General features: G+C 43.8%; 15 protein-coding genes, 2 tRNA genes and 1 riboswitch. Of the genes, 9 read left to right on the top strand and 8 right to left on the bottom strand.

The window, feature by feature from the left end:
• Positions 1-28 precede the first annotated feature (28 nt).
• Together HC643_RS13105 and HC643_RS13100 are read right to left on the bottom strand one after the other, a co-directional pair.
• Positions 29-2,044 carry a serine/threonine phosphatase gene (locus tag HC643_RS13105; protein WP_038079619.1) on the bottom strand — a complete coding sequence of 672 codons (2,016 nt, stop codon included), beginning with the start codon at positions 2,042-2,044 and terminating at the stop codon, positions 29-31.
• Between the two features lie 421 nt (positions 2,045-2,465).
• Positions 2,466-3,053 carry an rRNA large subunit pseudouridine synthase E gene (locus HC643_RS13100; RefSeq protein ID WP_038079620.1) on the bottom strand — a complete coding sequence of 196 codons (588 nt, stop codon included), beginning with the start codon at positions 3,051-3,053 and terminating at the stop codon, positions 2,466-2,468.
• Between the two features lie 444 nt (positions 3,054-3,497).
• Positions 3,498-3,594: riboswitch (TPP riboswitch) on the top strand.
• A 9-nt stretch (positions 3,595-3,603) separates the two neighbouring features.
• On the opposite strand from HC643_RS13100, the gene thiC reads away from it, so the two are divergent.
• Positions 3,604-4,980: a phosphomethylpyrimidine synthase gene (gene thiC / locus HC643_RS13095; protein ID WP_038079621.1), complete on the top strand. Its 1,377-nt coding sequence runs from the start codon at positions 3,604-3,606 to the stop codon at positions 4,978-4,980.
• Positions 4,981-5,037: 57 nt separating this feature from the next.
• On the opposite strand, the gene pyrE is transcribed toward thiC, so the two are convergent.
• A complete protein-coding gene (gene pyrE / locus HC643_RS13090) occupies positions 5,038-5,661 on the bottom strand; it encodes an orotate phosphoribosyltransferase (RefSeq protein ID WP_038079623.1) in 624 nt (207 codons plus the stop codon).
• A gap of 103 nt (positions 5,662-5,764) precedes the next feature.
• On the opposite strand from pyrE, the gene HC643_RS13085 reads away from it, so the two are divergent.
• On the top strand, positions 5,765-6,184 hold the full coding sequence (locus HC643_RS13085; protein WP_038079625.1) for a hypothetical protein: 420 nt from the start codon (positions 5,765-5,767) through the stop codon (positions 6,182-6,184).
• Between the two features lie 230 nt (positions 6,185-6,414).
• Here the strand turns inward: HC643_RS13085 and HC643_RS13080 are convergent.
• Positions 6,415-6,487: transfer RNA gene (locus tag HC643_RS13080), tRNA-Ile, on the bottom strand.
• A 302-nt stretch (positions 6,488-6,789) separates the two neighbouring features.
• Here HC643_RS13080 and HC643_RS13075 point away from each other — a divergent pair.
• Both HC643_RS13075 and HC643_RS13070 read left to right on the top strand, forming a co-directional pair.
• Positions 6,790-7,488, top strand: a complete 699-nt coding sequence (locus tag HC643_RS13075; RefSeq protein ID WP_038079627.1) for a hypothetical protein — start codon at positions 6,790-6,792, stop codon at positions 7,486-7,488.
• A gap of 101 nt (positions 7,489-7,589) precedes the next feature.
• On the top strand, positions 7,590-8,939 hold the full coding sequence (locus HC643_RS13070; protein ID WP_050045743.1) for a hemolysin family protein: 1,350 nt from the start codon (positions 7,590-7,592) through the stop codon (positions 8,937-8,939).
• Between the two features lie 82 nt (positions 8,940-9,021).
• On the opposite strand, the gene queC is transcribed toward HC643_RS13070, so the two are convergent.
• On the bottom strand, positions 9,022-9,705 hold the full coding sequence (gene queC, locus HC643_RS13065; RefSeq protein WP_038079628.1) for a 7-cyano-7-deazaguanine synthase QueC: 684 nt from the start codon (positions 9,703-9,705) through the stop codon (positions 9,022-9,024).
• 395 nt (positions 9,706-10,100) lie between these two features.
• Here queC and HC643_RS13060 point away from each other — a divergent pair, with 395 nt between their 5' ends.
• From HC643_RS13060 to fcmC, 4 genes are all read left to right on the top strand, one after another.
• Positions 10,101-11,195: a Gfo/Idh/MocA family protein gene (locus HC643_RS13060; protein WP_137986341.1), complete on the top strand. Its 1,095-nt coding sequence runs from the start codon at positions 10,101-10,103 to the stop codon at positions 11,193-11,195.
• A gap of 502 nt (positions 11,196-11,697) precedes the next feature.
• A complete protein-coding gene (locus HC643_RS13055) occupies positions 11,698-12,312 on the top strand; it encodes a DedA family protein (RefSeq protein WP_202048609.1) in 615 nt (204 codons plus the stop codon).
• Between the two features lie 260 nt (positions 12,313-12,572).
• Positions 12,573-13,721 carry a filament morphology actin-like protein FcmB gene (gene fcmB / locus HC643_RS13050; protein ID WP_038079632.1) on the top strand — a complete coding sequence of 383 codons (1,149 nt, stop codon included), beginning with the start codon at positions 12,573-12,575 and terminating at the stop codon, positions 13,719-13,721.
• Positions 13,722-13,726: 5 nt separating this feature from the next.
• Positions 13,727-14,305: a filament morphology membrane protein FcmC gene (fcmC, locus tag HC643_RS13045; protein WP_038079637.1), complete on the top strand. Its 579-nt coding sequence runs from the start codon at positions 13,727-13,729 to the stop codon at positions 14,303-14,305.
• Positions 14,306-14,963: 658 nt separating this feature from the next.
• On the opposite strand, the gene HC643_RS13040 is transcribed toward fcmC, so the two are convergent.
• The 3 genes from HC643_RS13040 to psbZ form a co-directional block, all read right to left on the bottom strand.
• Positions 14,964-15,035 (bottom strand) — tRNA-Gly (locus tag HC643_RS13040).
• 111 nt (positions 15,036-15,146) lie between these two features.
• The gene (gene ribH, locus HC643_RS13035; RefSeq protein ID WP_038079640.1) at positions 15,147-15,692 is read right to left on the bottom strand and encodes a 6,7-dimethyl-8-ribityllumazine synthase; all 546 of its coding nucleotides are present in this window, start codon (positions 15,690-15,692) and stop codon (positions 15,147-15,149) included.
• A gap of 168 nt (positions 15,693-15,860) precedes the next feature.
• Positions 15,861-16,049, bottom strand: a complete 189-nt coding sequence (gene psbZ / locus HC643_RS13030; protein WP_038079747.1) for a photosystem II reaction center protein PsbZ — start codon at positions 16,047-16,049, stop codon at positions 15,861-15,863.
• Between the two features lie 185 nt (positions 16,050-16,234).
• On the opposite strand from psbZ, the gene HC643_RS13025 reads away from it, so the two are divergent.
• Entirely contained in the window at positions 16,235-18,961 is a 2,727-nt protein-coding gene (locus HC643_RS13025) for a CBS domain-containing protein (RefSeq protein ID WP_038079643.1), read from the top strand.
• The last annotated feature ends 31 nt before the right edge of the window (positions 18,962-18,992 follow it).

Below are 18,992 nucleotides of genomic sequence, written 5' to 3'. Positions count from 1 at the left end.
CATTCCCTAATACCTAATCCGAAATCCACTACTGTTGCTCCATATTCGGTCGCACCTTTGCCCGGATAACAACAGCAGTGATATTATCATGTCCATTGTAATTGTTTGCCAGATCGATTAGAGCTTTGACACCGTGTTCTAAATTAGCACTAGAACTGAGCAAAGGTTGTAAGTGAGTTTGCCAGTGCAATGTGAGTAAATTATTATCAGATAAACCATCAGAAGCCAGAATAAACAGGGTATCCTCATTTATTTCTAAAAACTTCACGTCAGGAATAATATAATTACCATCTCTAGGACCGAGAGCTTGTGTGAGTTGGTAAGCATCAGGGCGAGCATACGCCAAGTTAGGCTCAACTCCTCTGGCAATTTCCCGTTGACCCACTTCATGGTCCACGGTAATTTGTTCCAATCCTCTTTTGCGAGTTACGCGGTACAGACGGCTATCCCCCACGTGAGCCACAGCTACTTGAGTATCATAAACAAGCACCATCACTAGGGTTGTACCCATCCGCCCAACACCAGAACGGAAGTCTTTTTGATTGACATCGTAGATCGCCTGATTTGTCAGCCGCACGGCTTGAAGGATATCTTTTTCTGTTGGTAGTTGGTTAGACGCCCAGTGAGTTTGAAAGTATTGCCGCAAGGTACTGACTGCTAACGCACTCGCCACCTCACCGCCTGCGTGTCCCCCCATTCCATCACACAGAACATACAAACCCCTTGCTTGCAAAGTACGCTTACTTGGCAACTCTAACTTATAAATCTCTGTTTCAATGCCAAAGTAATCTTCGTTGTGGTCGCGTTGACGCCCCACATCAGTCAACCCCGCATAATCCAAGCTCATTAATTGCATGGGTAGAACAACTGTTGGCATATCATCGACTTTTGAGTCAGTATCTTCTTCCTCTTCCAATTGCAAGATAGTCCGTGAATCAGAATTTTGTAGCACTTCGGGAGCAGGAGAAGCACCCGTACTTGTTCCAGAAGAAAGACCTTGCAATTCACAAGAAATCGCTTCTAATCGCGATTGTAACTGTTCTAGAGAATGAACTTTACCAAGTTCCAAATCTCCTAATAAATGCAAGATAGAACCAAACTGAGTGCGTTGAGATTCTCTAAACAAAGCTTGCCACATCCTCCCTAGAGTTTGCACTGAGAATGGGTGCGCTTTCACAGCATCTGTTGACGCTTTTTCATCCCCCAATGGCACTTCTGTAATATCTTCATAAACTGGCTCGACATACAATTGCTGTAATGCCAGTGATTGGTCTTCATCCAGTCTTAAGTTAGACAATTCTAAAAGACTTTGACGGCAGCGAACTTTTTCCAGCACTGCCCAAAGTTGAGTCATTTGGTAAAAAAAGTTTACAATCTGCAACGAGCTTGTTGTTTCTTCATGCCAGATATCCAGTAAGGACTGTCGGTGCGATCGATCCTCAACAAGTACGACCTGCATACCATCACGCTGCCAAGTATCGTGAATCGGTGGTATTCCCAAATGGCACAACGATTGTAAGTCAATATACGGTCTCGCAAGGTTCGGAATCTCATCAGTTCCAAAAGATGAGTTTCCCGCTCCCTGTTCGTCATTCAGTAGCATCACTTCCAGAAGAGTTTTTTGGTAAGGTTGGCAATCTAAAACTCTCATCCCAACTTCTCGATCAAAGGGGATATCTTCCAGAATCAGTGATGGTTCTAAAATTTGATATCGCTGCTGTTCATCTAGATAAGACCGCATGGGGAGTGGGGAGGAAAGAGGGGAATGGGGAGTAGCGGAAAAATCTTCCATCTCCCCTTGTCCCCTTGTCTCCTTGTCCTGTTGTCCTACAGTCCCCAGTTTCCAATCCCCCGTTTTTTCTTTGATAACAATCGCCCACAAAATTGTTCCGCATTCGGCACCACAGTTATCGCAGTATTGTGCATCCAAAGCAACATCAGCACTACACTCGGGACAAACTCGATGAGCCAGCGACTCGCCACAATTTTGGCAAAATCTGTTGCTATTGGGGTTTTCAAAGTTACACTGAGGGCATATCAGCATTGTGGAAGTTCCTTCATTCCCGTTCCAAGGTGCTTCAGACCGCTACAATCCAAGGTGCCACAATTGTCAGCCCCTGCCTACAGTAGTCCTACAAAACATTGTGGTTCATATAGTGAATTTTTGTAGCGGTTCTTATTTTTACAAATATTAACTGTGAATTTTTTATATCGGCAAGCTTTTTATCGCTCAAAACCACCTAGCAATTCAGCTAGAGAGCTACACAGATGCGATCGCCTGCACTAGATTGTACTATAGCAAGAAACCCGGTATCTGGCAGATAGCGGGTTTGATGGGGTTCGGTATTTTTTCATAGAACTAAATGGTGTTGCCATATATTTTACTTCAATGAGATACTGCAAAATCTCCGACAACTTCTACAAATAAATTGGTTGGAAATTTGAGCAGAATTATGGCACAAAACTTATGAGACAGAGTTTAACAAGATTTTTCGTTCGTCTGAAGTCAAATCTCGCCATTGACCGGGTTGCAGTCCGTGTATCTTTAAGAGATCGATACTCACCCTAACCAACCGCAAAGTGGGAAATCCCACTGCCGCTGTCATTCGTCTTACTTGGCGGTTTTTGCCCTCTGTCAAAGTCATTTCCAACCAAGCAGTTGGCACGTTCTTACGAAATCTAATAGGCGGGTTCCGTTCTGGTAAATCAGGTTCCACAGGTAACAAGAAGACTTTAGCGGGGCGAGTTTGGTAGTTTTGAATTACCACACCTTTCTCAAGCTGCGTCAATGCAGTCGCATCAGGAATTCTTTCGACTTGTACCCAATAAGTTCGTTTGTGTCCAAACCGAGGATCGCTCAGGCGGTGTTGTAATTGCCCGTTACTGGTTAAAAATAATAACCCCTCGCTATCCCAATCCAAACGCCCCACGGGATATACGTCAGGAATGTTTATATAGTCCTTTAGAGTACTGCGATCGGGCGTGTCTTGAGTAAATTGGCAGAGAACTCCGTAGGGTTTGTTGAATATGATGTATCGGTGAGACTTGGGCATGGATTATTTGCCATGAGATATTGGGATGGGCAAGAAGTAGCCTGAACACTAGTTTCAGTTTTACCTATGTTACAAATTTATAAATATACAAGCTATACAAGCCTTTCAGAAGAACAATTATTCTTTCAGCAGCATGCGTCAAACACGAACATTGCCTGTACGCGAACCTATTTACAAGGTTAAATGGATCTACTGCTAAAGCCTTCTGCATGCGCTAAAGAGTGACTGCAAAAAAAATTGGCGAGATTTTAATTTTTGTACACATTTGTGTTTTTTTTTGCTGACTGACTTAAATTTTCGATTCTTGTGGCGCGGACATCCCAGCCCGCACAATCTACACAACAGGCTAAGAGGAATATCTCACAAGAAATAAACCAAGAATTTTCAATTTTGAATGACAAAAACCATCACTGGTCAAGGTTCGCTGCTCGTGATAGGATCTTCTACACAAGCTGGGGGTGCCTGCATGAAAAGGCTGAGATTACACCCTTAAAACCTGAATCCGGGTAATACCGGCGGAGGGAAGCTGTTTATAGAGGTAATCAAATATATGCGGACAGAATGGGTTGCCAAGCGGCGTGGGCATAGCAATGTGACACAAATGCATTATGCCCGTCAGGGTGTCATTACTGAAGAGATGCACTACGTTGCCCAAAGGGAAAATCTTCCCGTCGATCTCGTTAAAGACGAAGTGGCACGAGGACGCATGATTATTCCGGCTAACGTTAACCATACAAATTTGGAGCCAATGTGTATTGGCATTGCTTCCAAATGTAAGGTTAATGCCAATATTGGTGCTTCTCCTAACTCTTCCAATATTGAGGAAGAACTATCGAAGTTGCATTTGTCTGTGAAGTATGGTGCTGATACCGTAATGGATTTATCCACTGGTGGCGGGAATTTGGACGAAATTCGCACCGCCATTATCAATGTTTCACCAGTGCCAATTGGAACCGTACCGGTGTATCAGGCGTTAGAAAGCGTTTACGGTAGAATGGAGAACCTGACACCAGACGACTTTCTTCACGTTATAGAAAAACACGCCCAGCAGGGAGTGGATTACATGACCATTCATGCTGGAATCTTAATAGAGTATCTTCCTTTGGTAAAAAATCGCATCACGGGTATTGTATCTCGCGGTGGCGGTATTTTGGCAAAGTGGATGCTGCACCATCACAAGCAAAACCCTCTTTACACCCATTTCCGAGATATCATTGAGATTTTTAAGAAATACGACGTATCATTTAGCTTGGGTGACTCGCTGCGTCCCGGTTGTCTTCACGATGCTTCTGATGAAGCACAACTAGCAGAACTGAAAACTCTAGGGCAATTAACTCGTAAAGCTTGGGAACACGACGTACAAGTCATGGTTGAAGGTCCGGGACACGTTCCCATGGATCAGATTGAGTTCAATGTCAAGAAGCAAATGGAAGAGTGCTCTGAAGCACCCTTCTACGTATTGGGACCGTTGGTCACCGATATTGCCCCCGGTTACGATCACATTACTTCCGCAATCGGAGCGGCAATGGCTGGCTGGTACGGTACAGCTATGCTGTGCTATGTTACACCCAAAGAACACTTGGGCTTACCCAATGCTGAAGATGTACGCAACGGTTTGATTGCCTACAAAATAGCAGCCCATGCAGCTGATATTGCCAGACACCGTCACGGTGCAAGAGATCGGGACGACCAATTGTCCCATGCTCGTTATAATTTTGACTGGAACCGTCAGTTTGAATTATCTCTCGATCCCGATCGAGCTAAAGAATATCATGACGAGACCTTACCTGCTGACATCTACAAAACAGCTGAGTTTTGTTCGATGTGCGGTCCCAAGTTCTGCCCCATGCAAACCAAAGTTGATGCTGATGCACTCACAGAACTTGAGAAGTTTTTGGCAAAGGATAAGGAAGTGGTTAGTGGTTAGTTATTAGCGATTAGTTGTTAGTGGTTCTTAATATTTTGAGCTGCTAACAACCAACGACTAGCCACCAACCAATTCTCTATATGTCTGTTGAATATCCTCAATTGAGAACACGGCTTCAAATTGTAAACCTACAGATTGATAAAATTCTGCTCCGCCTTGTTTGCGATCGACTAAGGAAATTACGCGGTTAACCGCGTAACCTACAGCTTGTAGCCGTTCAACGGCTTTCATGGCTGATTTGCCTGTGGTTACAACATCTTCTAAAACAACGACTTTTGCACCTTCCGGTAAATTGGGACCCTCAATATACGCTCTTGTTCCGTGTCCTTTTGCTTCTTTGCGAACTATCAGCGCTGGAATTGGTCTGTTTTCACAAGCAGAAACAACGCTGACGGCACTTACAATCGGATCGGCTCCCAATGTTAAACCTGCGACTGCTTGCGTGTCTGTTGGTAGAAGCGATAGAAGGATACGACCAATTGCCAATGCTCCTTGAGGATGCAACGTAACTTGTTTGCCGTTAATGTAGTAAGAACTACGTTGCCCCGAACTTAAAACAAAGTCACCCTCCTGATATGCCAGTTGACAAAATAAATTGAGTAACTGTTGGCGCAGGATTGCCAAATCAGTAGTAGCAGCCCATATAGTTGACTGGGTAAAGGTTTCGGCTTGATAAGTCATGACAGCAGGTAAAAAATTATGCTACACCAAGAGGATGAACTCTGAGGAGTTCTGAAATTAAGCATAAGTTAAATTTCGCACAAATGTTGAGGAGCGATGAATGATGAGTACAAAATTTAAGTACTTTGGTGCTTTACTGGTGTTATTGACTACTATAAGTTTTCCTGCTGTTGTTACCGCCGAAACTGAAACACCTGACTACGAATCAACTAACGATGTCTTTGAACGGGCTTTTTTCAAAAATGACCCCAATTTTTATCGCAACCAGTCAATCTGGCGTCAGTTAGACTTGATTCTGGGTAAAGGGTCTTTATTTCGCAATTCATTTCCAGAACATGAAATTGCGCGAGATGCTGAGTTAATGAATATCCTGTATCGCGATGTTCTCAACCAACAAGCTACCCATGACCCTTATATTCGGACTCCAGATTTACCCAATCCCTACACTTCATCTATACTCATGTCCCCTGCACTCAACTCTAACAAACTCAAAACAGGAACTGAGTTTCGATTTGAACAGTGAGCGGTAATCAGTAACCAGTAACTAGTTTCCGGAAATCAGCGATCGCTGACCCATAACTAATTGCTGGTTATGGTTATAGATGACCGATGAAACGGTATACAAAGCTTTGCAGACCTTCATCTGACCCGAAATGAGGAGGAGTCTGTTGAGAAGGGGTTTCCAGGCAAAATCTGGGAATAAGAGTGAATGACAAATGAACTGGCGATCGCTGCTTGCTTGTCACCGTCCAATCCAGGGTGCAGGAGTTGAACCTGCCTGGGGCGAATTATGAGTTCGCTGCCTCAACCGCTCGGCCAACCCTGGTTAAATCTTATTAACTGTAGCACATGTCCGTAAAACATGACAACTAAAAGAGAACATACTTGGATTGTAGGACTTACGCACAACCCCGTTATGAGGAGTATATGGAGGCTCGACCACACGTGAAATACCCAAACTACAGTTGGCGCTGTGCAAGCCCCAGATGGGAATTACATTCAAATTTTAATACTGCACAATAATTTGACAGTAAGATAGGGCAGACTAATATTGATTATGTACTTTTAAGCTAGAAGTTAATAGCTTCAATATTTTTGAATATACCAGTACTCTTTGCGTCATATCTTATGAAATTGAATTCTACAGTATTTTTAACTTTGATTTTGTTAATCTTAATGTTGGGAGCTGGTTCTATAAGTGCTTTTTGGGGTTTTACTTTGGGTAGCGCTGCTTTAAAAGGTGTGACTACACCCGATGCCCGTCCTACAACTAAGTTCGCCAGCAGTAAGTCAGCTACTGCACAGCAAGCAGGAGTCACACTGCTTAGGGAAGATGAAATTCTAAAAGTTGTCAAGGCAAGAATTGACGGCAAAAAAGCGACTAAAATCGCAAAGCCGGACAAAGACGACGAAGAAACGAAAAACACCAAGGTTAAACCAGAGCAAAAACCTGTAGAAGTTGCTGAAGAAAAACCACAACAAGGTTTTCCAGTAAACTCGGAAAGCCAAGGTGTCAGTATGTCAGTACAATCTGCTCGTTATTCTGGAGGTGCTTTGCTTTTAAAGGTGAAGATGCAGAACAAGGGTAAGGATTCCGTGCGCTTCTTGTACAGTTTCCTAGACGTTTCCGATGACAAAGGACGAACATTAAGCGCCAGTACTGAGGGATTGCCTTCAGAACTACCTGCCAACGGACCAACATATTCTGGTACGATAAGCATTCCTTCAGCTGTGCTTGATGATGTGAAAAATATCTCACTTTCTCTAACGGACTATCCGGAGCAAACGCTGAAGCTACAAGTATCTAATATTCCTGTAGATAGGTAAGTGTTAGTGCTTAGCAGTTAGTTGTTAATGGTTAGTTGTACCACTAACCACTAACTAACACAAATTCTCATTAGGGGCGTCAGTTTAACACGAGCTTGGGCGTGAGTGGTTTTCCGAATCTAAGTTGGACAGATGTAGGGCTGCGGTTGTTGTCAGTACTGCTGCTCATTGCTATCAATGCATTCTTTGTAACAGCCGAGTTTTCAATGGTCACATTGCGGCGATCGCGTATCCGTCAATTAGTAGAATCTGGGGATATACAGGCGATCGCCGTTGAGGGTTTGCAACGCAGCATCGATCGATTGCTATCTACAACGCAATTAGGTATCACCCTTTCAAGTTTGGCTTTGGGTTGGATTGGGGAAAGTACTATTGTCAGTGCGATCGAACGGGGGCTGCTCTCTTTACCCTTACCTAAGGGTATGAATGGTATTGTCGCCCATTCTTTATCCATTCCGACTGCTTTTGTTCTCGTCGCCTACTTGCAAATAGTTTTGGGAGAACTTTGTCCTAAATCGGTCGCTATGCTGTATTCAGAACAGCTAGCCAAGTTTTTAGGACCATCTATTAGAGCAATTGTCAGATTCTTTAACCCTTTTGTTTGGATACTCAATCAATCAACTCGCTGGTTATTGAGATTATTTGGGATTCAATATACGGGTCAGAGCTGGCGATCCCCCGTTACACCTGAAGAACTCCAACTGATCATTTCTACAGAACGTGAATCTACAGGTTTGCAGGAGGAAGAGAGGGAATGGTTGAACAACGTCTTTGAATTTGGGGAGGTTACTGTACAAACAGTTATGGTTCCCCGCACCAGTATTATAACGCTACCCAAAAATGCTACATTCATTACTTTTTTGCAAAGAATGATATCCACTGGTCATTCTTGCTACCCAGTGACTGGCGAATCTTTGGATGATATTCGCGGTCTTGTCTACTTTAAAGACTTGCTAAAACCGCTTACTATAGGAAAACTGACCTTAGAAACGCAAATTCAACCTTGGTTGCGCCCTGCTAGATTTGTACCAGAACACACACCATTGAGTGAACTACTACCAGTTATGCAGCAGGAAAAACCAGCGATGGTGATAGTAGTTAATGAATTTGGTGGTACTGTCGGATTGCTGACTATTCATGATGTCATTGCTCAGATTATTGGCGAACCGGAAGAATTAGAAAATACCAATGACTTGCTTATCCAAAATGTGGATGAACAAACATTTCTAGTACAGGCACAAATCAATCTAGAAGATCTGAACGAGGTTTTGCATTTCAATTTGCCACTGAACAGAGAATATCAAACTTTAGCTGGTTTTTTGCTTTACCAATTGCAAAAAATTCCTATTCTTGGCGAAACCTTCCTCTATGACAATCTTGAATTTACGGTAATCTCCGTTACTGGACCTCGTTTGCATCAAGTACAGATACGGCGGGTTGAGGAAGGGTAATTGGGATTGGGGGAGATAAGGGAAAAAATGCCACCATACACGGCTAATCTCCCCTATTTCCCCATCTCCCCATTCCAAACCCCTAACGCCTCTGTTCATACTTCAAAGGGTCAACTAGCCCCAATTCTTTAAAAGCAGCGAGACGCAACAGACAAGAATCGCAAACTCCGCAAGCTGCTTCTCTTCCTGCGTAGCAAGACCAGGTTAGTTCCCATGGAACCCCTAACTGATTGCCAAGTTGGATAATTTCCGTTTTTTTCAGCTCGCTCAAGGGCGCAATAATCTTGATGGGATTCCCCAATCGCCCTTGTTTCGTTCCCAAACAAAACACCTCCTCCATAGCTTGAATATAGTCAGGACGGCAATCAGGATATCCAGAATAGTCCAAAGCATTAACGCCAATATAAACTCGTTCGGCAGCGAGTGTTTCAGCCCAAGCAAGGGCAAAGCTGAGGAAGATGGTATTGCGGGCTGGAACATAGGTAATCGGTATGTTTTGAGACATTTCCCCAAGCGATCGCTCTTGGGGTAAATTGATGGAGTTATCTGTCAGTGCTGAACCGCCCCATTGACTCAAATCGAACTTCACCACTTGATGCTGTACTGCCCCAACACGGGTAGCGATCGCAGATGCGGATTGTAACTCGCGTTGGTGACGCTGTCGGTAATCAAAGGAAAGGGCATAGCATTCACAACCATCAGCCATTGCTTGGTACAGAACAGTGGAAGAGTCTAATCCGCCTGATAACAGAATCACAGCTTTCATTTTCAAGAAAAGGTAATGGGAAATAGGGAATGGGGAAGCCGAAACTGAGCGTTAGGGATTGTTCAAAAACAAGTCCAATTTCCAATTTCCAATCTCCAATCCCCAATGTCGATTTTGCCAAAAATTCCTTTTTTTAATGCAACCTAAGGAAGTTCACTTACGTCATGGTTTTTTCTAACGTTAATAAACATAAAGTAAAAAAAGCCAAAAAGCATCATTTGAAACTAAATGCATAAAACTAACCCAAAGTGCGGGAACTCACATGAAACTTTGAAATTCTTCATAATAAGAACCTCTATGTTACCATCTGGATGGTTTTAGACGACTCATTATTGGCATTCTTAGTATGACAGCCAATGAGCGCAGCGTCTTTATATTTGGTGGTTGAGGAGATTATAAGAGTGCAAAATAGAAGTATGTTGCCAGGAGAACACAATGGTCAAGCACAGCGCAACTACCCACGTTCGGTCCGCATAGGCGTGATCGGTGTGGGCAATATGGGACAGCATCATGCCCGGATACTGAGTTCGATGAAAGATGTTGAACTGGTGGGTGTGGCTGATATTAACGTAGAACGGGGCTTAGAAACTGCTAGTAAATACAAAGTACGTTTTTTTGAAGATTACTGCGACTTACTACCCCTTGTAGATGCAGTTTGTATTGCCGTTCCTACCCGATTGCATTACGCCGTAGGTATCAATTGCCTGTTAGCGGGAATTCACGTATTGATTGAAAAACCAATCGCAGCCAGCATATCTGAAGCGGAGTCTTTAGTCAATGCCGCAGCTGAAACTGGTTGCATTCTTCAGGTGGGACATATTGAGCGATTCAGCCCAGCATTTTTAGAATTGACAAAGGTGCTGAAAACCGAAGAAGTATTGGCGCTAGAAGCCCATCGCATGAGTCCTTACTCAACTCGGGCTAATGATGTTTCAGTTGTTTTGGATTTGATGATCCATGACATAGACCTACTTCTGGAATTAGCTTCTTCCCCAGTTGTCAAGTTAACAGCTAGCGGCAATCGTACCTTGGATTCTGGTTATCTGGATTATGTCACTGCTACTTTAGGTTTTGCCAATGGTATCGTTGCTACCTTGACAGCAAGTAAAGTGACACATTGCAAAATCCGCCGCATTATAGCCCATTGTAAAAATTCATTTACAGAGGCAGATTTTCTTAAAAATGAAATTTTGATCCACAGGCAAACTCCTCCTGCGGGCGCAATGAATGATTATCGACAAGTGCTGTACAGGCAAGATGGTGTCATTGAAAGAGTGTACACAAGCAATACTGATAAGTTGGGGGCAGAATTAGAACATTTCGTTAACTGCGTGCGTGGTGGCAATCAACCCTCGGTTGGAGGAGAACAAGCGCTCAAAGCTTTGCGATTGGCAAGTTTAATCGAGCAAATGGCTTTAGAAGAGCGTGTTTGGAATCCGTTAGATTGGGAAGCTGAATCGAGAGTACAATCACTGACACCTATAGTTTAATTGGGAACTGGGGATAAGGAAGACAAGGAGAAATGTGGGAATGAGAACTTTTCGCCTTTGCCTGCTCCTTTCCCCCTTGCTTTAGAGCAACTATTTTTGATACCTTGACAAATACGGGGATAATATAGGCTCATTGCAATAGACTTTTAAGCAGCCCTCATGAACTGCGTATACCAGAACGCACGAGACAACCAATATACCTTCTACCACGCCAGTTGCTGTAGACTGTGGAACAACGCACGGCAACCGCTCGTAGGGAAAACACCTATCAGAGCGTTGCCTTACAACCGCATTAACTCCTCTGCCATCTACCTTTTTTCAAGCTGAATCTTATGAAATGTGTATACTGGAACTGATAAAAAAGGATTGGCGAGCGTGATGATTGGGGATTAATTTCCCAACCCCCATACCCCTAATTCCCACTGCGCGGAGAGCCCGAGTTCTCCAGTCCCGGTGTCCCTAGTTTCAAATCACTCACCAAGCAACTTTAGGAAACAATTTGATGACGGATTGGATAAAAGAGATTATTGAATCTCTAGGCTATTGGGGAATTGCCCTGCTGATGTTTCTTGAAAACTTATTTCCTCCTATTCCCTCGGAATTAATTATGCCCTTGGCAGGATATACATCTAATCTGCCAGGGGCTAAGCTTAATGTCCTTGGTGTATTTTTTGCAGGGCTAGTGGGTTCTGTGGCGGGCGTACTAGTGTGGTACTATCCGGGAAAATTTCTAGGAGAAAAACGCTTATCCTCCCTCGCAGATAAATATGGAAAATGGTTAAGTATATCGAGCAAAGATATTGTTAAAGCGAAAGGTTGGTTTGATAGGCAAGGTACAAAAGCTGTTTTGATTGGTCGCCTTGTACCGGGAGTTCGGACCCTGATTTCCATTCCCGCTGGGATTAGCAATATGCCCTTGCTCCCTTTTATAATTTACTCTACATTAGGTAGCGCTGCTTGGGTAGGTTTGCTAACATACTCAGGATATATGTTGGGGAGTCAGTATGAACTTGTGGACAAGTACCTAGCTCCTGTATCTAAAATTGTTCTTGTGATTCTCGTCGTGGCATTTGTTGCCTGGGTAGTGAAACGCAGGAAAAAACACAGGAGACGGTAAACGCTGTTGTCTGCATAAAATTATAAAAAAGTTATGTGTTGTTTCCCCAAAAGCAAGCGTAGCTAGCCCTCAAGCTAAATTCACTGTTTTCTCATTTTAGGGGAAGCAGTGAAAACTGTGTGTCAGAGTCTTTGCTTGGCTATTGTCTCGTATTCGGCAGAGTTTAAGCGAGTTAAAGCCGATCGGGGTTTTCTGATACACGCATTTTTGTAAGATGGGCATGATAACTTGTTAGAGCTAATAAACTACTAGGAGCTTTCATGACAGACCAACCATCCGCCGCCACCCCTATGAATGCTGCTGCTATCCCCATGAATAGGGTCTCAGCAACTACACCAATAAACGCAACTCCAACTCAACCCACCCCCAGTAGCACGGGGAAAAAGATTCTAAGTGTTGATTTAGGAAGAACTTCGACAAAAACCTGCGTCAGTCGCGAACCCGGTAACGTAACTTTTGTCTCCGCTAACGTTAAAGAAATGTCAATGGAACAGGTACGTGGGGGTGTTTTTGAAGCCCGTGCTACCGACCCGTTAATGGATCTTTGGCTGGAGTACCAAGGCAGTGGTTATGCTGTTGGTCAGTTAGCTGCGGATTTTGGAGCTAATTTAGGTGTCGGTCAATCTAAGGTAGAAGACGCCCTCATAAAAGTTCTAGCAGCTGCTGGTTACTTCAAACTTAAGGACGAAATCTCTGTTGTACTGGGGTTACCTTACCTTTCTCAAGAGCAATTTGAACGGGAAAAAGCCCAATTGATTAGCCAGCTTTCCGGTCCTCATATCATGAACTTTCGCGGCGAATCCGTAAGCCTCAACATTAACAAGGTTTGGGTTATGCCAGAAGGTTATGGCAGTTTGCTGTGGTGCGAAGCTCAACCCAAAAAGGGCGCGGTTATGCCCGACTTTACTAAAGTTTCGGTAGCAATTGTTGATATTGGACATCAAACAACTGATTGTTTGATGGTTGATAACTTCCGCTTTGCCCGAGGTGCTTCCAAGAGTGAAGATTTCGGAATGAGCAAGTTTTACGAACTCGTAGCAGCTGAAATTGAAGGCGCAGACAGCCAATCTTTGTCTCTCATCGCTGCAGTTAACCGTCCAAAAGGCGATCGCTACTACCGTCCGAGAGGTTCGAGCAAACCCACTAATCTGGATGATTTTCTGCCCAACCTAATTGAAATGTTTTCTCGCGAAATTTGCAGCCGCGTGTTAGCATGGCTGCCAGAACGCGTTACTGATGTTATCCTAACTGGAGGTGGCGGAGAATTCTTCTGGGAAGATGTTCAACGTCTACTAAAAGAGGCTAAAATCAATGCACATTTAGCTGCACCATCACGGCAAGCAAATGCTTTGGGGCAGTATATTTACGGAGAGGCACAATTATCCTCTGCACGCTCTGCTAGGGCTTAATACTGATGTTCCAATGGTCAAAAAAGGTAGTTAAATCCGTTACGTTCAATCCAGGGGTCGCTGACGAGAGCTTATTAGCCCTCGTAGAAAGTCAATTGGAAAAAGATCCAGAAAAGACTTTCAGCGACCTTTGTAAAGAAGCTTTATGGCAATCTTTGTGTGTACCGGAATCTGTAAGACCTACCCCCAAACCAGCAGCAATAGCACCACCAACACCAACACCAGCACCGACTGCATTACCTGTTGCACCAACAGCGATACAAGCAGCAACGCCACCAGGAGTTGAAACACAAATTGCGGAGCTGCAGAGTCAAATAACTGACCTTGAGGAACGTTTTTTTGCCAAGGAGTCTCATCGATTGGAGACAATGGAACGCCATCTGACACAACTCAGTCAACAAGTTGCACAGCTGGCAATCATGATAAATCAAGTCTCAACAGTACAGCCCGTAACCCAAGCGGTACCAATGGCTGAAGTTATCGATAGTACTTCTCCCCTTGCTAACGCTGCTGTCCCATCCCCTCCTCTAGAAGAGGTGGACCCCGTGATCAGCCGCCTTAGCCAGTTCCTGGATGATTTCTAGGGGAAATCCGCTGTGCAAACCTTTTACTGTTGTATGACCTCCTTAAGGGAATTTCCTATTAAGGAGGTTTAATATTTGGTAAATCATATTACGTACAGTTAAAAAAATCAACTATTCTTAAGTTATAAATGACTGAATCATTTGGTTTTCCCGGTACCCACTTTGCTACAGGACACGGTAACTTTCCCCACCCGTGCCATAAGTGTTTTTTCAGGTACTCCCAGATAAGCGGATATGGCACGCGGTAATCTTTCACTCAAGTTCATGCCTCTACAAGCAATGACATATGCCAGTCGATAGAGCCGGGATTGAGATCGATGCCCATGCAACCATATTAAATGGGTCGGATGACACGTTATACTGTATTTGTTATTCTCTCGTTACCAGGCTCTAGCTGTGAATGCATTTTGCCTTGCTATATCGAGGTGGAGCTTTCCTCAAGGCATTTCTAAGTGGGAGCCCGAGAACGAGGCGAAATCGCTGAGTGGGGACTGTCAGTCAATATCCAACGCGTGGCAGAGCAATCTCCACTAAAATTATTAATTATGCGGTCTTCTCAAACTCTTAACCTATGTCGGTAAGCCGTGCTTGTCTACACCTAGAGTTGTATGCTAATGAGCATTTTTAACAACTTCCTGACTCTAAGACTTGGTTGCAAAGCGGGTAACGCGATTCGAACGCGCGACATTCACCTTGGCAAGGTGACGCTCTACCACTGAGCTATACCCGCAATTCATTTCTTTACTTAATATCTCAGATTATTTTTGGATTGTCAACACCTTTTTTTGATTTAGTGAGTCGATAGTGGCTCTACTAACAACTAACCACTATCGACTAACAACTAACTCCCTGCAGCACTCTTGAGAGACGCAGGGGATAGTGAATTACCACCAAAAGGTTCTGTAAGGTTGGAACGTAACTGTCGCATAAGACTAGCCATTTCCAAAGCGCTCATGGCGTAATCCCAGCCGTGATTGCTTTTAATACCAGCACGTTCTAAAGCTTGCTGCATGGTATCGGTTGTTAAAATGCCAAAAATTACTGGTACGCCAGTTTGAAAAGCAGCAGCAGCAATACCTTTGGCAACTTCAGAAGATACGTAATCAAAATGAGGCGTTTGCCCTTTAATCACAGCACCCAAACAAATTATTGCATCGTAGCGACCAGAGAGTGCTAATTGACGAGCCACAACTGGAACTTCAAAACTACCCGGTACCCAAATATAATCTACTTGAGAGCCGTGCGGATCGGGATCTACGCCGTGGCGTTTCAAGCAATCTTGACAGCCTTCTAGCAACTTAGCGGTCACTAGGTCATTAAATCGACCAATCACCAATGCAAATCGCAAAGGTTCCGTCTGAGTAAAAGTTCCCTCGAAAACTGCCATGAGCTTTTAATTCATCTATGATTCATGTTCTTCGCCTATAAGTATAGGAGGAGAATTGGGAATTGGGGATTGGGTATTTTGGATTGGAGGTTCAGGAGATATTTAGACAAAGTAGCAAATTTCTCCTTGTCTCCCTTGTCCCCCTTGTCCCCAGCCCCCAGTCCTCGATTAAACTACTAAAAAGTTTAATGCGCCAACCAAGAACACTAAACCAATCCATACGCCAGAACCAATCCAAAGAAGTCTCTTAGATTCATTCCAGTTCTGTGGAGTGGCGTATGCAACAGGGACACCAATTACTAGCACAAAAGACATAGCAACTAGAGCCAACAGAGCAACTTGGAATACGATTGTCATTTTCCCTTCTCCCAAAACAGCAGATTACTAAAGTTAGAATATTGTACAGACCAGCACGGACAGTTTTTCCTTATTTGTTAAACTAGCAGAAATTGCAACACTTTAGTTAGTCATTTGTCATTAGTCATTTGTCAAAAGGCAATTAGACAAAGGGCACTCGTACAAAAGACACTCGCACAAAGGCAATGGATTTAATTCTTTGTCATACAACGGCAGATTTTGACTGCCTCGGAGCAGCAGTTGGGTTGTCACGCTTGCTACCGGGCAGTAAAATTGTACTGAGTGGTGGAGCCCATCCACCTGTTAGGGATTTTTTGGCATTACATCGCGATGAGTACCAGTTGATTGAACGGCGTTCGGTCAATCCCAAAACAATTCGTTCCTTGGTGGTAGTAGATACACAACAGCGCGATCGCTTGGGTAAAACTGCTGAGTGGCTGGATTTGCCTCACATTCAGGAAATTACAATTTACGACCATCATAAAGAACAACAGGGGACTATTCCCGCTACAGAGTTACATATCTCCCTCGTAGGCGCTACCACAACTCTCATTGCAGAGCAATTGCAGCAACAGCAAATTTCCCTCACAAGCGCAGAAGCAACTGTTATGGCTTTGGGGATTCACGTAGATACTGGTTCTCTAACATTCGATTATGCTACACCACGGGATGCCTTAGCTTTAGCTTGGTTGATGGAGCAAGGGGCTAGTTTAGCAATTCTGACTCAATACGTAGATCCTGGATTATCGCCTCAATTGCAACACCTATTAAAGGTAGCGCTGGAAAAATTACAAAAAATAGAAGTGAGGGGACAACAAATTGCTTGGGTGATTCTAAAAACAGATAGTTTCGTAGCTGGTTTGTCAAGTCTTGCTTCCCAATTAGTGGAGCTAACGGAAATAGACACCTTGCTGCTTTTTCATGAATCTCCCGTTGCGGAAGGTGAAACGCGCCTGACAGTTATTGGGCGTTCCCAAGTTAAAGGTGTCAATCTCAATGATTTATTTCTCCCTTTAGGTGGTGGCGGACATTCACAAGCAGCATCAATGAACCTGCGAGGAGTTAACACCGAAGAAATACTCCACCAACTTTTAGAAAAGTTAAAAGCAACGGTACCCCATCCACCCACTGCTAAAGATTTAATGTCTTCCCCAGTCCGTACCATTCGTCCGGAAACTACCATTGCTGAAGCACAACGCACTTTGTTGCGTTACGGACACTCTGGGTTGTGTGTTGCTGATGAGCGGGGACAACTATTAGGTATTCTGTCTCGAAGGGATTTGGATATTGCCTTGCATCACGGCTTTAGTCATGCTCCTGTTAAAGGTTACATGACAATTAATATGAGAACGATTGCTCCAGAGACTACACTGCCAGAGATAGAGTTTTTGATGGTAACATACGATATCGGACGCTTACCAGTGTTAGACAACGGGCAGATAGTAGGTATTGTCACTCGTACTGATGTTTTGCGGCAATTGCATCAGGATGGGAGAGGGGAAGAGGGGGATAGGGGGAGAGGAGGAGAAAAGAAACTAAAATCTCCCACCTTAGAAGAACTGAGATCGCGACTTGCTCCTCAATTATGGCAATTGCTAGCTAAGGCTTCACAAGAAGCCCAAAGGCGGGGTTGGCATCTCTATCTTGTTGGCGGAGCTGTTAGGGATTTACTGTTAGCAAAAGCAGTGACTCGTACTCTGCTGATTAAAGATATCGACTTGGTGGTTGATGGTTTTCACAAAGCGGCAGACGTTGGTGCAGGTGTAGAATTAGCAAAAGCTTTACAGCAAATTTACACAACAGCACGTTTAGAAGTTCATGGCGCTTTTCAAACTGCAGCTTTGTTGTGGCACAAAGATCCCGAATTAGATTCACTGTGGGTTGATATTGCTACCTCTAGAACGGAATTTTATCCTTACCCAGCAGCCAACCCCGAAGTTGAAGCCAGTTCAATTCGTCAAGACTTGTATCGCCGTGATTTTACTATCAACGCAATGGCATTGCGGTTAACGTCTCCCAATTCTGGTGAACTACTCGATTTCTTTGGTGGGTTGCATGACTTAGAAGCAAAACAAATTCGGGTATTACACGCTAACAGTTTTATTGAAGATCCTACGCGCATCTACCGTGGCGTGCGTTTTGCAGTCAGGTTGGGATTTCACTTGGAACCCCAAACAGAAGAGTATATCCGCTACGCGATCGACAGCGGTGTTTACGATCGCACAGCCCGAGAGAATGGCAGAGCACCAGCACTGCAAACCAGACTTAAGGCAGAATTAAAACATATTTTGGAAGCTCCCTATTGGAAATCAGCATTACAGTTGTTGGGAGACTTGGGGGCATTAAAGTGCATTCATCATACTCTCAGTTTAGATGAAAACCTCCTGCGGCAATTACGTCTGCTAGAACGCTGTTTGCGGCGTTACGATCCTCAAGGCACTCTTATCCATTGGCAAATGCGATTGGAAGCTTTGATTGCTTGTTTGGCGTCAGAATATAGAGGGGAAGTCGCAAAAAACCTTCAATTGCCAGATGACAGTATCCACAGGTTGGAAAATTTGGCAAAGGCTCGGGAAAATGTGGAAAAAATTTCTGTACTACCAGAGAATGGAAAAGCAGAAATATCTCCAAGTCAAGTCGTGCAATTGTTACGGCAATATGATTTACCAATGCTGATTTTAGTTGCCGTTCAAAGCTCGCGAACTATAAGACAAAAAATTTGGAAATACTTAACTGTTTGGTCACAAGTTCAACCTATTCTTAATGGTAATGACCTGAAAAAATTGGGCTACAAACCGGGACCGCATTTCCGGCAAATGCTTGATGATTTACTAGCAGCAACTTTGGATGGAAAGATTTGCGATCGCTTTGAAGCTGAAAAGTTTTTGATCGACCTTTATCCTCTTCATTAGTTGTGTTAATTATCATCTCATAGCAGTCCTA

Source organism: Tolypothrix bouteillei VB521301, assembly GCF_000760695.4.
Classification (GTDB): Bacteria; Cyanobacteriota; Cyanobacteriia; order Cyanobacteriales; family Nostocaceae; genus Scytonema; species Scytonema bouteillei_A.
This window is presented reverse-complemented; position numbering and strand designations above follow the sequence as displayed.

What these genes read in the sequence shown, in the direction of transcription:
- HC643_RS13055 (WP_202048609.1), top strand. Translation starts at nt 11,698, where the DNA reads ATGACGGATTGGATAAAAGAGATTATTGAATCTCTAGGCTATTGGGGA.
- HC643_RS13025 (WP_038079643.1), top strand. Translation starts at nt 16,235, where the DNA reads ATGGATTTAATTCTTTGTCATACAACGGCAGATTTTGACTGCCTCGGA.
- fcmC (WP_038079637.1), top strand. Translation starts at nt 13,727, where the DNA reads ATGTTCCAATGGTCAAAAAAGGTAGTTAAATCCGTTACGTTCAATCCA.
- HC643_RS13075 (WP_038079627.1), top strand. Translation starts at nt 6,790, where the DNA reads ATGAAATTGAATTCTACAGTATTTTTAACTTTGATTTTGTTAATCTTA.
- pyrE (WP_038079623.1), bottom strand. Translation starts at nt 5,661, where the DNA reads ATGACTTATCAAGCCGAAACCTTTACCCAGTCAACTATATGGGCTGCT.
- thiC (WP_038079621.1), top strand. Translation starts at nt 3,604, where the DNA reads ATGCGGACAGAATGGGTTGCCAAGCGGCGTGGGCATAGCAATGTGACA.
- HC643_RS13085 (WP_038079625.1), top strand. Translation starts at nt 5,765, where the DNA reads ATGAGTACAAAATTTAAGTACTTTGGTGCTTTACTGGTGTTATTGACT.
- HC643_RS13105 (WP_038079619.1), bottom strand. Translation starts at nt 2,044, where the DNA reads ATGCTGATATGCCCTCAGTGTAACTTTGAAAACCCCAATAGCAACAGA.
- ribH (WP_038079640.1), bottom strand. Translation starts at nt 15,692, where the DNA reads ATGGCAGTTTTCGAGGGAACTTTTACTCAGACGGAACCTTTGCGATTT.
- psbZ (WP_038079747.1), bottom strand. Translation starts at nt 16,049, where the DNA reads ATGACAATCGTATTCCAAGTTGCTCTGTTGGCTCTAGTTGCTATGTCT.
- fcmB (WP_038079632.1), top strand. Translation starts at nt 12,573, where the DNA reads ATGACAGACCAACCATCCGCCGCCACCCCTATGAATGCTGCTGCTATC.
- queC (WP_038079628.1), bottom strand. Translation starts at nt 9,705, where the DNA reads ATGAAAGCTGTGATTCTGTTATCAGGCGGATTAGACTCTTCCACTGTT.
- HC643_RS13100 (WP_038079620.1), bottom strand. Translation starts at nt 3,053, where the DNA reads ATGCCCAAGTCTCACCGATACATCATATTCAACAAACCCTACGGAGTT.